Source organism: Hymenobacter sediminis, from assembly GCF_003231285.1.
Taxonomy (GTDB): domain Bacteria; phylum Bacteroidota; class Bacteroidia; order Cytophagales; family Hymenobacteraceae; genus Hymenobacter; species Hymenobacter sediminis.
In genome coordinates, this window is the sequence record NZ_QKNS01000001.1 from 1,159,661 (window position 1) to 1,173,710 (window position 14,050).

A 14,050-nucleotide genomic window follows, 5' to 3' on the forward strand; every position below is an offset into this window, starting at 1 on the left:
GGACCTTTTGTTTTATCATTGGACTAAACTGTCCAAGGGAATAATTGGGCAGGCCTTACCTTATTTCCTTTATGAAAAAACATTACTCTCTAGGGTTAGCTGCTGTGCTAACCCTCACTTCCGTGTTCTCGCATGGACAAACTATAACTTCTCGTACTGCTACCCCTACCACAGTAGTAGCCTTGGCTACTACTCCGGCGGAGACACCAGCCCTAGCTTCGGTTCAGGCCGCAGCTCCTACAGCCTATTCTCAATCTGCTTCTACAAAAGAAGTAGTTCGTAAGAAAAAGAAATCAGGTAAAACGGTGTGGATAGTAGTGGGTGTAGCGGCAGCTCTCGCCTTATTGCGTATCCTAACGGCTTCGTAAGTTTTCTTGCTTGAGGTAACAACACAAAAAAACGCCCCCACAACAGGAGGGCGTTTTTTGTGTTGCCATTAATACGCTAACGGCTATAAATCCAGTGCTTCGTCAGGGTCTTCATTTTCCTCCTGAACTGTAACGCGAAGCTGTACCAGTTCTACTGAGCGTCGTGAGCGTTGTAGCACCCGGAACTCGTAGTTGTCGAGCACGGCCACATCGCCGACCTCCGGGATGTTGCCGTACAGCACGTTCAGCAGACCGCCCACGGTTTCGTAGTCGTCGCCTTCTGGGAGGGGGTAGGGGAGGTACTCGTTGGCATCGGGAATGGCAGTGGCGGTATTCACGCGGTATTCGGTTTCCGACACCTTTTCCACTACTGGAACTTCGTTGTCGTACTCGTCCTGGATTTCGCCCACCAGCTCCTCCATAATATCCTCAATGGTCACGATGCCGGATACACCCCCAAACTCGTCGGAGACAATGGCCATGTGCATGTGCTTGCGCTGAAACTGGCGAAGCAGGCGGTTAATCTTCTTGGTTTCCGGCACAAAGTAGGCCGGCCGAATGATTTTGGCTAGCTCAATGGGTTCCTGACGCCGGATGATCTGGAGTAGGTCCTTCACGTAGAGCACCCCCACAATGTTATCGATGTTGCCCTCGTACACCGGAATGCGCGAGTATCCTTCGTTGTACACCGCTTCTAGCACTGCGTCCTGCGGGGTGCTCACATCAATGGCCGAGAGCTTGGTGCGCGGCACCATAATCTGCTTCACCATCCGGTCATTGAACTCGAACACGTTTTCCAGTAGCTCGTGCTCCGACTCCTGAATTTCACCGCTTTGCTTGCTTTGGTCCAGCAGCAGGCGCAACTCCTCGGTGGTGTGCACCTCGTGTTCCGAAGCCGGTTGAATACCAAACAGACGCAGAATAGCGTTGCTCAGCATATTCATCAGCCCAATAATGGGGGAGAATATCTTGTAGAACACTTTCAATGGGCCTGACACGACTAGGCTCACTGCTTCAGACCGCTGAATAGCCAGCGACTTGGGCACTAATTCACCCAGCACGATGTGCATGATGGTAATCAGAGCAAAAGAAATCGGGACGGCAATGCGGTGGGCCAGCGCTTCATTAACCACCACGCCAAAGCTCGCCAGCAACGGCTCCAGGCCGGTGTAGGGCAGCACATCCAGCACGATTTCGGCCATAACCTCTTCGCCTACCCAACCCAACGCCAGTGATGCCAGCGTAATGCCCAACTGCGTAGCGGAGAGGTAGGCATCTAGCTTATGCACTAAGCCCAGCGTTAGCTTGGCCCAGCGGTTTCCTTCCTGCGCCCGTAGCTCCAGCTGTGACACCCTGACTTTAACAAGGGCGAACTCAGCAGCCACAAAAAAGCCGTTAGCTACAACGAGCAGAATAGTAAATAAGATGTTTAAGCCCATAGGTTCGGAAGCGAGACTCGACCGGTCTGCCTTCCTTTATAAGGCAAAAGTACGACATTCGGCGCAAGCGGTTCGGAATGAATGACGCCGGATGCGGGGAAAGGTTATGTGTGAGCTCCGAAGCAAACCAGTTAGTTTGTAAAACTCGTAGCCTAGCGTGGCTGTTGCGGTTTCTACCGACCTTTGTTTTTCCATCGGCTTGTCCCTGTAGTTTCTTCCCTGAATTCATGCCTCGCAGTAAATTTCTTTTGCTTCCGTTGGTGCTTCTGCTACTGGCCTTTTGGCCAGCAGCAGCCCAAATCCTGACGCCCACCAAGCTTTCCAGCGCCGTAAGCAAGTCTGCGGCGAAGGTGGGCGAGGAAGTGGAGCTTATCGTAAATGCCCGCATCGACGACAAGTGGCACCTGTACGCCACCAACTTCGACCCCGACCTGGGCCCGACGGTGTTCACCTTCACCTTTGCTAAAAGTCCTGCCTACGAGCTAGTAGGTAAGCCGCAATCCGTCGGTACCAAAAAGAAATTCGACGAAGTTTTTAAAGGTGATGTCACCTACTTCGAGCGCACCGGCCTGATTAAGCAGCGCATTCGGGTGCTGCAACCCGGCACACTCACCATTAAAGCTGAAACCGAGTTTCAGACCTGCACTGACATAGATGGCCGCTGCATTCCCGGTGAAGAAAGCCTGAGCTTCGGCCCAATAGAAGTTACCGGCTCAGCAGCCTCCCCCGCGCCTACCCGCGCCGGCTCCTCGGGGGCCAGCGTAACGCCGGCCGCTCCCGCTGCCACCACCACAGCCGTCGTCGCTGCTGATACGGCCGCGCCTGTAACAGCTTCCGCTGCCCCCGCTGCTACCCCCGATTCAGCCGCCAACCCCACTGAAGCTTCTCCGGCTAGAGTCGCCTCTGCGGCCGCTCCAGCAGTTGCAGCCTCAACCGCCGCAGCAGCGGCTACTGATGCGTCGGCTGGCGGGCTCTGGAGCTTTGCTCTGGCGGCTTTCGTTTCGGGGCTGCTCGCCCTGATTACGCCCTGCGTATTTCCCCTCATCCCGATGACAGTGTCGTTTTTTACCAGCGGCTCCGGCTCCCGGCAACAAGGCATCCTGAAGGCCGTGGTGTATGGGCTGTCCATCATCTTTGTGTATGTGGTGGTGGGGCTGCTTGTCACGGTTCTTCTCGGGGCTGATGGGCTCAACCTAATCAGTACACACTGGTTGCCCAACCTGATTTTCTTTGTGGTTTTCGTGGTGTTTGGCCTGTCTTTTCTGGGTCTATTCGAAATTACCCTACCCCACGGTATGGTTAACAAGATTGACGCTCAGGCTGATAAAGGCGGCTGGGGAGGCGTATTCTTCATGGCTCTGACCCTGGTAGTGGTGTCGTTTTCCTGCACCGGCCCCATCGTGGCTACCATCCTGAGCCTGGCGGCGCAAGGCGAGCGGCTGACACCGGTAGTGGGCATGCTGGGCTTTTCTTTGGCCTTCGCCCTGCCGTTCACCCTGTTCGCTATCTTCCCGGCTTGGCTAAAAGGCCTACCCCGCTCGGGCGGCTGGCTGAACACAGTGAAGGTAGTGCTAGGCTTTGTGGAACTGATGCTGGCGCTCAAGTTCTTGAGCATGGCCGACTTGGCTTACCATTGGAACCTGCTTCCGCGTGATATTTATTTGGTCCTGTGGATTGCTCTGTCGGGGCTGCTGGGCTTCTACCTACTTGGCCGCTTCAAACTCTCCCACGATTCCGACCTGACGCACCTGAGCGTAGGGCGCCTGCTGATGGCCGTACTGGCATTCAGCTTCATGACCTATCTGGTGCCTGGGCTATTTGGCGCGCCGCTGCCTTTGCTGGCGGGCTACCTACCGCCCCAAAGCCGCAACGATTTTACTCTGGCGGCAGGTGAATCAACCACTGCCGTACCTGCTGCTACTGCAGCCAACGCCCTCTGCGAGGCACCACGTTACGCCGAGTTTCTGGAGCTACCCCACGGCCTGCCGGGCTATTTCGATCTGGAGCAAGCCCGCCGCTGCGCTCGTACCCAGAACAAGCCCATCTTTATCGATTTTACGGGGCACGCCTGCGTGAACTGCCGCAAAATGGAGGCTACCGTCTGGAAGGACCCACGAGTGCTCAAGCGCCTACGCGACGATTTTGTAGTCGTGGCCCTTTATGTGGATGATAAAGCCGAGCTACCCCAGAACGAACAGTACGTTTCTACTCACGATGGGAAAACCAAAGCTACTTTGGGCAAGAAAAACGCCGATATTCAGCTTACCGGCTTCAATGTGAATGCGCAGCCCTACTATGTGCTCCTCGACCCGAATGCTACCCCTGACTTGGCGCACACCTTGGCTCCGCCCATTGCTTACGAGCCGGATGCAAATGCCTTTGTCCAGTTTCTGGACGCTGGCCTAGCCCGGTTCCGGCAGCAATCAGCTCTGGCTGGGCGATAAATTCATGAAAAGATCATCTCTGAAAGCCTCACTTTGTCTAAGAACGAAGTGAGGCTTTCGTTTAATAAGCAGTAATGAATCAGAGGGCTGGTGTTACGTAAAGCGTAATTGGGAGCAACTCAGATACAACACGCTTATTCTAGGTAATTGAGGGCTTTTTTTGCGACAACCAGTGCTTTTTCGGGGATAATCTGCCAACTTTGCGGCCGATTTAGCTGAAAAGCGGTGCTTTTTAAGAAAAAGCATAAAATATGCTTAGCACCAGATGTAAAAAAATAAAAGGCGGCACCCACCCAGATGCCGCCTCTCAATTCAGAACGTACCCACCCAGATACGTCCCGTTTTCCCTCCTCACGAAGTCCACCCAATACCGTTGCGCTGTAGAAGAAGGAGTCGAACCTTCACGGAGTAGTTAGCCGGCCGCCGGACCAGTTTTTCCCGAATCTCCACCCTCGAGAGAGGAGGGCATGTCTGCCAGTTTCATCATTCTACAGTGTGTAAAACAATCCCTTGCCGTTCGCGTTGGATTATGACAAATGTAGCGTCTTAATCGTTGTAATAAAATAATTACAGACATTTGAATAAAAATTTACATACTTTTTAAAAGTCAACCTCTCTCATTGTAATATATACAATCAACCTGGAAAAAAATGGCCCGCAATTACGAACTTGACGACACCGACCGGAAGATTCTGGCCTTGCTGATTGAAGATGCCAAGATCCCATATACCGAAATAGCACGTAAGGTGCACGTTTCCGGAGGCACAGTCCATGTCCGGATGGCTCGGCTGGAGGAGTTAGGTATTGTGCAGGGAGCAACCCTGAAAATTGATTATCAGAAGCTTGGCTATGGTGTGCGGGCTTTCCTCGGTATTTATCTGCAGAAAAGCTCCGTGTACGAGAGCGTAGTAACTGCATTGCGTCAGATTCCGGAGGTAGTAAGCATCGATTTCACTACCGGCGCCTACGGCATTTTTGCCCGTCTCATTTGCCGCGACACCAACCACTTGCGTGAGGTGCTGCATGAGCAGATTCAGTTGATAGAGGGAATTGAACGAACCGAAACCCTGATTTCTCTAGAGGAAGCTTTTAACCGTCCTATTCAACTGCAGGAAGTGGAAGAGCGGGCTAGCTAAGTCCTGTTTGCACAATTTTCCATGGCATCAAATGCCGCTGCTCCGCTCTGCCGGGGTAGCGGCTGCTTTGCTTTTAAGGGGGTAGGCCTTGCAGTGCGGATAATAAATATTGGCCGGTAACTAGCTGAAATAGTATTTTTTAAGTTAAGTGAGCGAAGGTGTTGGGGGTTGGCACTCGCCTCGGTATATTTCGTACGGTCACCCTCTGGTCTTTAACTGGTTGCTCATGAGAATACATTACGCTTTTCTCTTGCCATGCCTGCTGGCAGCACAGGTTAGCCTTGCTCAAAGCATGCCGGCCATATATCTGAACGACCGAGACCAGGCCACCGTGCCCGACAGTGCGACGCATTACCGCATTGTAGACCGGAAAAACGAGTTGCTGAACACCTACTCCATGCGCGAGTACTCGCTTTCCGGTACGCTGCTGCTTCGGGGTACGCTTTCGGCCATTGATCCGCCCGTGCGCGATGGTACCTTTACCTGGTATCACCCTAGCGGCAGCAAGGCTGGGCAGGTGCACTACCGCAACGATGAAGCCGATGGGCTCTATGTGGGTTGGTATGAAGATGGCCGCGTAAGTCAGCGCGGCGACTATGCCAACGGGCAGCGGGTAGGCCGATGGATTTCGGTACACCGCAACGGGCAGAAACGCTCTGAAGGCCGCTACAACGCGGGCCGCGCCGTGGGTGAGTGGCACTATTACTACGATACGGGCGAGCTGAGCGCCATCGAAATGCCCGACCGCCAGGGCAAACCCTTGGCCCTGGCTTTCTTTAATAAAGATGGCTCGCCGTATATGGGCAAGGTGCGCCCACGGGAATTACCCCAGTTCCCGGGCGGTGAGGCAGCGCTGCTCAGCTACGTGGCACGCAATACCAATTACCCACGCGATATTCGCCGAAAGGGCATTACGGGCAATGTGTACGTGCGCTACACGGTAGGCGAGGACGGCCGGGTAGGAGAGGTGCAGATTGTGCAGGGCCTAGCCCCCGAAGCTGACCAGGAGGCGCGCCGGGTGGTGGCCAGTCTGCCGGCCTTCGAGCCGGGCCGCGAGTACAACCTGCCCACGGCCATGACGTTCACCATTCCAATTTATTTCGCGCCCAATTTCTCGTTGCTTTCCGGGCTGCGGCCCCCGCAGGTGCCTCCTTCAGAAGCCCGCGCTTCGGCTCCGGCAGAATAAGAACTTTCTACAAGCAAACGGCCCCGCTTCCTGCATAGGAAGCGGGGCCGTTTGCTTAGGGCTTGGTAGTGCTTAGGCGGTTACCTGAGCATCAAGCTTCTGAGCCAGTACGTGCTTCGGAACGGCACCTACCTGCTTGTCAACTACCTGGCCGTTCTTGAACACGAGCAAGGTAGGAATGCTACGGATGCCAAACTTGGCCGAAGTCTGAGGGTTAGAATCTACGTCAACCTTACCGATAACGGCTTTGCCTTCATATTCACCGGCCAGCTCTTCAACTACCGGGCCTACCATGCGGCACGGGCCGCACCACTCGGCCCAGAAATCCACGAGCACGGGCTTATCGGAGTTGATGATCTGGTCGAAGTTAGCATCGGTAATTTCGATGGCTTTATGTCCCATAACAGTGAGGGGTTTGATGGAATGTGTGTGCTGTTTACGGTCAACCGGGCCGCAAGGTAGCAGATTGCGTTTCAACAAGCAGCGCGTCGGAAAGTTCACTGGCCCGATGCTATGGTTTCGCCGGTCAACAGTACCAAAGCCCCGATAACTCCCGCTGCGCTTAGGCAGGGCCATCGGGGCCGGATACATCAGGTAAAAATCAGGACACTAAGAATGATACGCCCGGGCATATTCTTGGGCCCGGTGCCGAAGTTTATAGAACACATAGAGGTTAAAGAAATGCATGGCTCCCAGAATCAGGATGATAGTGCCCACCTTGATGCTGAGCGTTTCCACACTCTGCTGGTAGCTGGTTATCTGCTCAACGCTGCGCAGGGTGAGGGTCGCGTAACCGATGTTGATGAGGTAGAAACCCGTAAGCAAAAGCTTGTTGACAGAGTCGGCCAACTGCTCGTTGCCATGAAAAATGTCAACCAGAAACAAGCGACCATTCTTGAAAAGCGTGCGTGCTACCCAGATGGTAAGCAGCACCGTAACGGGCAAGTACACCCCGTACACCAGCAGATGATAGTTCATGGCTTTTGAAAAATTGGAAGTGAGAAGAAGGAATAGAAGCGCATAAAAAAGCCAGGTGATGATCCTACCCCAGCTGCGGCAGCAGATCGGCCAGAGCTAGTTCGCAGGCAGGATAGTTGAATTGGAAGCCAGCTTCCTGAAGGCGCTGAGGCACTACTTTGCGGCTCTTCAAAATCAGTTCGGTTTCAGTGCGGAGCAGAAAAGCGCCCAGTTCCAGCAGCCACTGGGGTTGAGGCAGGTGCCAACGCGGCTGGTAGTATTGATTGAGCAGCGCGTTGAATTCATGGTTGCGGAGGGGCTGTGGAGCGCAGAGATTAACGGTGCCTTCGAGGGTAGGGCGGCTCAGTAGAAACTCCACGGCCCGGCAGAAATCCGCGACATGCAGCCAACTAACCCATTGCTGCCCGTTACCCTGGGGGGTGCAAAGCCCTACACGGGCCAGGCGCGCCATAACGGGTAGCGCCCCACCGTCGGCACCCAGCACAATGGCTGTGCGCAAGGCCACGCGGCGGGTGTGCGGCACTTGTGCCAACCAAAATTCAGCTTCCCACTGCTGCGCCACCATCTCCGAAAAGTCGCGGCCAATCACTCCTGTCATCTCAGTATTGGCTGGCTGCGTGTCCTCGGTATGCTGATAGATAGTAGCAGTAGAGGAGTTCAGCCACACAGCCGGCGGATTGTGGCAACGAGCAATGGCCTCTCCCAGCACGCGCGTACTCTCGGTGCGGCTGCGCGTAATAGCATACTTATTTACCGCATTGTAGCGGCAATCCACCGACTTGCCCGCCAAATTCAGCACCACGGCGGCGCCTTCTAGGCTAGCGGCCCAGGAGCCCAGCGTACGACCATCCCAAGCTATTTCACCGAAGCGTCGGGCATGGCGCGTGAGTGTTATTACCTCGTAGCCCAGCTGGCGGAAATACTTGGCGACGTGCCGGCCCAGAAACCCGGTGCCACCGGCCAAAATCATTAAGGGCTGATTCATGCTTATCGTGGGGGTAGGAGAGGTGATAAGGATGGTAATGGGTTATTTCATTAGTATTAAACTTTCAGTAAAATTTGAAAGGTAGAAGCAAAAAAATAACCCTTCTATTGGCCTGGGCGCATCAGCTTCATAAAGGTGCTGAGGAACCAGTTTTCATCGGCTTTGATGAGGGTAGAAGCGGCACCGTCAGCGAATTCCGCGAAGCTTTGAATGCTGCCTATCATCTTAGTAAAGGCTTCTGTCTCCTCGGGGGTAGCGGTGGGGGTAGGCTCTACCTGCTTAATTTCGCTAAGCACGCGCATAATGGGCTCCAATTCCCGCTTGCGGCGCTCCTTCAAAATCAGGGTAGCAACCCGATGAATATCCTTCTCGGCCGAGAAAAACTCGCGCCGCTCGCCAGGGCGTAACTCCTTACGGACAATTCCCCAATCCATAAGTGCCCGCACGTTCATGTTGGCATTGCCTCTGGAAATCTGAAGCTGCTCCATTATGTCCTCGGCGCTCAGGGCGCCCGGCGACACCAGCAACAACGCGTGCACCTGCGCCATTGTCCGGCTCACGCCCCAGGCTGAGCCTAGGGTGCCCCAACCTTCAATGAATCTGCGCTTGGCTTCGTCGAGTTGCATGGTTCAAATGTAGAAGAGTATTTTAAACTTTCAATAAAAATTGAAAGAATATTTTTGTGCCGGTAGTACTATTAGGAAAAAGGTCATTCCGAGCAAAGAGAGGACCCTCACATGCTCATATCTGTATAGCATGCGAAGTTCCTCTCTTTGCTCGGAATGACCTTTCTTGTTTAATCTAGTTTAGATCAGCTGACAGGCGTCGATTTCCATTTCGCGCATGCGGCGGATGAACTCTTTGGGTTCTATGCGGTAGCGGCGGGAGTAAGTATCAACCGTCAGGTGCTCGTGGGGCTCAGCAAACTTAATTTCGAGCTTTTTCGAGCCGGCGCAGCCTTCCACGGCCTCCATAAATCGGTCCATGAATGGCTCGGTGATGGTACGCAGGTCGAGCTGTACGCGCACGCCGTTAGCGAGCTTCTCGGCCACGTTGAATAGCGGTTCCATGGTCAGGATCTTGAACTCAAACTGGTCGGAGTCGCGGAAGCGCTGGGCGTATTTGCCCCGGATGTACATGGGCGGCACCTGTTCCTTGTCGTAGTTGCGCGGATTGATTAAGGCCGAGAACCGGCTGTAATCATCGCGGAACAGGGCTAAGTTCAGGGACGACTCATAGTCTTCCACACTGAATGACACGAAGGGCTGACCGGTTTTAGTGGTCTTGAACATCACGTTCGAAATCAGACCGGCCACCGTCACCTCGCGGTTCTTGTAGTTCTCTACCTTATCCAGGCCGCAGGTGCAATACGAGTCAATTTCCAGTTTAAAATCGTCGAGGGGGTGCCCCGAGAGGTAGAAGCCTACTACCTCCTTCTCGCGGCGCAACTGCTCGGTAGCGGGCCAGGGCTCCATGTCGGCTACTTTGGGTAGGGGCATGGCCACGGCCCCGAACGCACCGCCGCCAAATAGGCTCTGCTGCGCCGATTCCTGCTCCTGCTGATATTGCTGGCCCATCCGCACCGCCTTATCAATTAGGTTCTGGTCGCCGGTGGGGGCTTCCACAAACTGGCGGCGGTGATAGCGCTCAAACGAATCGAAAGCACCTGACAAGGCCAGGCTTTCAAACGTCTTCTTGTTGACAGCCCGCAGGTTTACGCGCTTCGAGAAGTCGAAAATATCGGAGTACGGGCCGCTCTTTTCGCGCTCCGCCACAATATTCTCAATGGCTGCCTCACCAGCACCTTTCACGGCAGCCATGCCAAAGCGGATCTGCCCTTTTTCGTTTACGTTGAACTTCAGGATGGATTCGTTCACGTCGGGACCGAGTACGGCTACACCTTGGCGGCGGGCTTCCTCAATAAAGAAGGTCACCTTCTTGATGTCCGACATGTTGTTGGTCAGTACAGCGGCCATGTACTCGGCGGGGTAGTTGGCCTTGAGGTAGCCCGTTTGGTAGGCTACCACCGAGTAGGCGGCCGAGTGGGAGCGGTTGAAGCCGTAGGCTGCAAACTTCTCCATCACGTCGAACACGTCGTTGGCTTTCTTCTCCTTGATGCCGTGCAGCTCCAGGGCGCCCTTGCAGAACTTCTCCCGTTCCAGGGCCATCTTCTTCATGTCCTTTTTACCCATAGCGCGGCGCAGCAAGTCGGCGCCGCCCAGGGAGTAGCCAGCCAGAATCTGGGCCGTCTGCATGATCTGCTCCTGGTACACCATGATACCCTGGGAGTAGTTCAGAATGGGTTCAAGCAACTCGTGGGGGTAGTCGATTTCCTCGCGGCCGTGCTTGCGGTTGATGAAGTTGGGGATGAACTGCATCGGGCCCGGCCGGTAGAGGGCGTTCATGGCAATCAAGTCCTCAATGTTGGTGGGCTTGAGGTCCTTGAGGTACATGCGCATGCCCTCAGATTCAAACTGGAACGTGCCGATGGTGTCGCCGCGTTGGTACAGCTCGTAGGTCTTCGGGTCGTCGAGCGGAATGTCGTCGATGTTGATGTCAACGCCGTGGTTCTTCTTAATTAGGGCCAGGGCATCCACGATAATCGTGAGCGTTTTGAGCCCCAGGAAGTCCATTTTCAACATCCCGGCCGACTCAATCACCTTGCCGTCGAACTGCGTAACCAGCAGGTCCGAGTCCTTGGACGTGGACACCGGAATGTACTTGGTGATGTCGTCGGGGGCGATGATAACGCCGGCCGCGTGAATACCGGTGTTGCGCACCGAGCCTTCCAGCTTTTCAGCTAGGCGCAGAATCTGCCCGCGCAGGTTATCCGGCGCGTCGTCGCGGCGGATCATGTCCAACTCCTGGTTTTCAGCAAAGGCTCCGGCCAGGGTAGTGCCGGGCTTTTCGGGCACCATCTTGGCCAGCTCGTTGGTGGCAGGCAAGGGGAGCTCCATGGCCCGCGCTACGTCCTTGATGCTGGACTTGGCGGCCATGGTGCCGAAGGTAATAATCTGGGCTACCTGCGTTTTGCCGTACTTATCCACCACGTAGTCAATCACGCGCTGGCGGTTCACGTCGTCGAAGTCGATATCAATATCGGGCATCGACACACGCTCCGGGTTAAGGAAACGCTCGAACAGCAGGGAGTACTTGATGGGGTCAATGTTGGTAATACCTACGCAGTAGGCTACCGCCGAGCCGGCTGCCGAACCCCGGCCTGGGCCCACGGCTACGCCCATGTCGCGGCCCTTGTTGATAAAGTCCTGCACGATGAGGAAGTAGCCCGCGAAGCCCATCGTCTGGATGATGCGCAGCTCGTACTCCAGCCGTTCCTCAATTTCGGGCGTGCGCTCCGAGTAGCGCGGCGGCTTGGTCATCGTCACGATGCCCTTGCCCGCACTCGGGCCGAAAGCCCCCACGTAGGTCAGCTCCCGTAGGAAGTCGTCGGCGTTGGCAAAGCCGGCCGGCAGCGGGAAGTTGGGGAGCAGGATGTCCCGCGCCAGCTTGGGCGGCGTGATTTTGTCGACGATTTCGTTGGTGTTATCCACGCTTTCCGGCACGTCCCGGAACAGGTGGTTCATCTCGTCCTGGCTCTTGAAATAGAACTGGTCGTTGGGGAAGCCGAAGCGGGAGCGAGGCTTGGGCATCTGGGCTTCCTCATCAATGCGCATGAGCTGGCGGCGCACCTGGTCGTCGGAGGCGGCTAGGGGGCGCAGGTTGTCCAGGTGGTCGTAGAGCACTTTGCCTTCGCCCGACATTAGGCGGAAGTATTTGGTTTGGAAGTCACCGACCGGAATGCTGTGCTCTTCGCCCGTGTTCACGCACAAGAGCAAATCGTGGGGCGCAAAGTCCTCCTGATTCACGTAGTGCGAATCGTTGGTGCAGATAACCTTGACGTTATACTTCTTCGCCCACTTCAGCAGCACCTGGTTCAGGTCTTCCTGACTTTTACCGGTATTATCGATGTTCTCGATGCCGTGGCGCTGAATCTCGATGTAGTAGTCTTCGCCGAATACGTCCAGCCACCACTTCAGCAGCTCCTCAGCTTCCTCCTCGGTTTTCCAGAGCAAGGCCTGCGGAATCTCGGCACCAATGCAGCAAGAGGTGGCAATAAGACCTTCGCTGTACTGCAACAGCAGTTCCTTGTCGATACGCGGATACTTGGAGTACACGCCCTCAATGAAGCTCATGGAGCAGAGCTTAGCCAGGTTCTGGTAGCCGGCCTGGTCCTTGGCCAGCAACAGCTGGTGGTGGCGCACGTCCCGCTCGCCCTTCTCGCGGCTGAAGCTTTTCTTGTGCCGGTCCTCTACCAGGTAAAACTCGCAGCCCACGATAGGCTTCACGTTGTACTTATTCGCCTCGGCTACAAAGTTGAAGGCCCCGAACATGTTGCCGTGGTCGGTGAGGGCTACGGCGGGCATGCCATCGGCCTGGGCCTTTTTCATCAGGGCCGAAATGCTGGCCTGACCATCAAGAAGCGAATATTGGGTGTGACAGTGGAGGTGCGAGAATACGGGCATGGGCAAACGGCTCGGGCCATAAGAGGCCCCAAGCGGATAGTAAAGTTACCGCCAAATGTGAGGGTAGGAAACGTTGCGCGACAACGGATTTTGGTGTATTAACAGAAAAGCGGTGGGTAGCGTGCCCCTTGGTGGGCACGACCAAGCAAAAGCCCACTAAACAGGAAAAGGCAGCCGAGTGGGCTGCCTTTTCTTCTGAGGTGTAAGCACCAGGGCTATTTGCCAGCTTCTACTACCAGCACTTCCCCGATTTTCACGCCATTATCGGGCTTGTCGTTCCATTCCTGCAGTTGAGCTGGCGTAACGCCATATTGCCGCGAGATGCTGAACAAGGTTTCGCCTTTCTGTACGGTATGATGCGCTGCCGTGGCCGGGGCAGGAGCAGCGGGTTTCGCGGCCGGAACCAACGACTTAACGGGGCCAGCAGCCACTATTGCCGGAGCAGCGGCCGGCTTGGCCGGGGCGGCAGGGGTAGCAGCAACTGCTGCGGGCGTTACCGGGGTAACCGGCGCTTTGCTGGTTCCGATAAACCCGGACGCCCGCAGGCGCTCGGCCGCCAGCTTTAGGTCAGCATTTTTGGCGGCCCGGGCATCGAAGCCCTTGAACTGGGGGCTGCGCAGTAACGTGTTCAACTCCACCTGCCAGGGCTGGCGGCGCAGGCGCTGGGCCAGTTGCTGCTGCTGCTCGCGGGGTAGGCTGGCGGTGTAATGGCTGAGGCGCTGATTTAGGGCGGGAATTTCTACCAAGGCTGCATTGATAAGCTCCACAGCGCGGGCATCTTTCGGCTCGAAATAAATGGCCCGTAACTGCCGGACGCTGCTTTGAACCAAGCCCGACATTACGCGCACGGAGTCATCGGATAGGGCGGGGGTAGGCGCTGACTGCTGGGCCTGGGCGGCGAAGGAAGCCAGAGAAATGCCGGCCACCAGGAAAAAGGTGCGGGAAAGAAAACGCATGCGAAATAAAACGAAGACTAACTCGGGGTAACGTA

Annotated in this window: 11 protein-coding genes; 4 read left to right on the forward strand and 7 right to left on the reverse strand. The window is 55.5% G+C overall.

The window, feature by feature from the left end:
• Positions 1-71 precede the first annotated feature (71 nt).
• Complete coding sequence (locus DNI29_RS24040) at positions 72-368, forward strand: hypothetical protein (protein ID WP_123823077.1); 297 nt, start codon at positions 72-74, stop codon at positions 366-368.
• 83 nt (positions 369-451) lie between these two features.
• On the opposite strand, the gene DNI29_RS05115 is transcribed toward DNI29_RS24040, so the two are convergent.
• Positions 452-1,807, reverse strand: coding sequence for a hemolysin family protein (locus DNI29_RS05115; protein ID WP_110976962.1), 1,356 nt, complete (start codon positions 1,805-1,807; stop codon positions 452-454).
• Positions 1,808-2,034: 227 nt separating this feature from the next.
• On the opposite strand from DNI29_RS05115, the gene DNI29_RS05120 reads away from it, so the two are divergent.
• The 3 genes from DNI29_RS05120 to DNI29_RS05130 all read left to right on the forward strand — a co-directional run bounded on the left by DNI29_RS05120 (position 2,035) and on the right by DNI29_RS05130 (position 6,573).
• Positions 2,035-4,251 (forward strand): protein-disulfide reductase DsbD family protein, encoded by a 2,217-nt coding sequence (locus tag DNI29_RS05120; RefSeq protein ID WP_110976963.1) that lies wholly within the window; start codon positions 2,035-2,037, stop codon positions 4,249-4,251.
• Positions 4,252-4,901: 650 nt separating this feature from the next.
• Positions 4,902-5,387, forward strand: a complete 486-nt coding sequence (locus DNI29_RS05125) for an AsnC family transcriptional regulator (RefSeq protein ID WP_110976964.1) — start codon at positions 4,902-4,904, stop codon at positions 5,385-5,387.
• A gap of 292 nt (positions 5,388-5,679) precedes the next feature.
• Positions 5,680-6,573, forward strand: a complete 894-nt coding sequence (locus tag DNI29_RS05130) for a TonB family protein (protein WP_162303516.1) — start codon at positions 5,680-5,682, stop codon at positions 6,571-6,573.
• A gap of 72 nt (positions 6,574-6,645) precedes the next feature.
• On the opposite strand, the gene trxA is transcribed toward DNI29_RS05130, so the two are convergent.
• From trxA to DNI29_RS05160, 6 genes are all read right to left on the reverse strand, one after another.
• Complete coding sequence (trxA, locus tag DNI29_RS05135) at positions 6,646-6,975, reverse strand: thioredoxin (RefSeq protein WP_044003005.1); 330 nt, start codon at positions 6,973-6,975, stop codon at positions 6,646-6,648.
• A 207-nt stretch (positions 6,976-7,182) separates the two neighbouring features.
• Positions 7,183-7,551: a hypothetical protein gene (locus DNI29_RS05140; RefSeq protein ID WP_110976966.1), complete on the reverse strand. Its 369-nt coding sequence runs from the start codon at positions 7,549-7,551 to the stop codon at positions 7,183-7,185.
• Positions 7,552-7,615: 64 nt separating this feature from the next.
• Positions 7,616-8,536, reverse strand: coding sequence for a TIGR01777 family oxidoreductase (locus tag DNI29_RS05145; RefSeq protein ID WP_110976967.1), 921 nt, complete (start codon positions 8,534-8,536; stop codon positions 7,616-7,618).
• Positions 8,537-8,640: 104 nt separating this feature from the next.
• Entirely contained in the window at positions 8,641-9,162 is a 522-nt protein-coding gene (locus tag DNI29_RS05150) for a GbsR/MarR family transcriptional regulator (protein ID WP_110976968.1), read from the reverse strand.
• Between the two features lie 180 nt (positions 9,163-9,342).
• The gene (gene dnaE, locus DNI29_RS05155) at positions 9,343-13,059 is read right to left on the reverse strand and encodes a DNA polymerase III subunit alpha (RefSeq protein WP_110976969.1); all 3,717 of its coding nucleotides are present in this window, start codon (positions 13,057-13,059) and stop codon (positions 9,343-9,345) included.
• 215 nt (positions 13,060-13,274) lie between these two features.
• A complete protein-coding gene (locus DNI29_RS05160) occupies positions 13,275-14,015 on the reverse strand; it encodes a LysM peptidoglycan-binding domain-containing protein (protein ID WP_110976970.1) in 741 nt (246 codons plus the stop codon).
• Positions 14,016-14,050: the final 35 nt, after the last annotated feature.

Coding starts and splice junctions, on each gene's coding strand:
- DNI29_RS24040 (WP_123823077.1), top strand. CDS start 72: ATGAAAAAACATTACTCTCTAGGGTTAGCTGCTGTGCTAACCCTCACT.
- DNI29_RS05115 (WP_110976962.1), bottom strand. CDS start 1,807: ATGGGCTTAAACATCTTATTTACTATTCTGCTCGTTGTAGCTAACGGC.
- DNI29_RS05120 (WP_110976963.1), top strand. CDS start 2,035: ATGCCTCGCAGTAAATTTCTTTTGCTTCCGTTGGTGCTTCTGCTACTG.
- DNI29_RS05125 (WP_110976964.1), top strand. CDS start 4,902: ATGGCCCGCAATTACGAACTTGACGACACCGACCGGAAGATTCTGGCC.
- DNI29_RS05130 (WP_162303516.1), top strand. CDS start 5,680: ATGCCGGCCATATATCTGAACGACCGAGACCAGGCCACCGTGCCCGAC.
- trxA (WP_044003005.1), bottom strand. CDS start 6,975: ATGGGACATAAAGCCATCGAAATTACCGATGCTAACTTCGACCAGATC.
- DNI29_RS05140 (WP_110976966.1), bottom strand. CDS start 7,551: ATGAACTATCATCTGCTGGTGTACGGGGTGTACTTGCCCGTTACGGTG.
- DNI29_RS05145 (WP_110976967.1), bottom strand. CDS start 8,536: ATGAATCAGCCCTTAATGATTTTGGCCGGTGGCACCGGGTTTCTGGGC.
- DNI29_RS05150 (WP_110976968.1), bottom strand. CDS start 9,162: ATGCAACTCGACGAAGCCAAGCGCAGATTCATTGAAGGTTGGGGCACC.
- dnaE (WP_110976969.1), bottom strand. CDS start 13,059: ATGCCCGTATTCTCGCACCTCCACTGTCACACCCAATATTCGCTTCTT.
- DNI29_RS05160 (WP_110976970.1), bottom strand. CDS start 14,015: ATGCGTTTTCTTTCCCGCACCTTTTTCCTGGTGGCCGGCATTTCTCTG.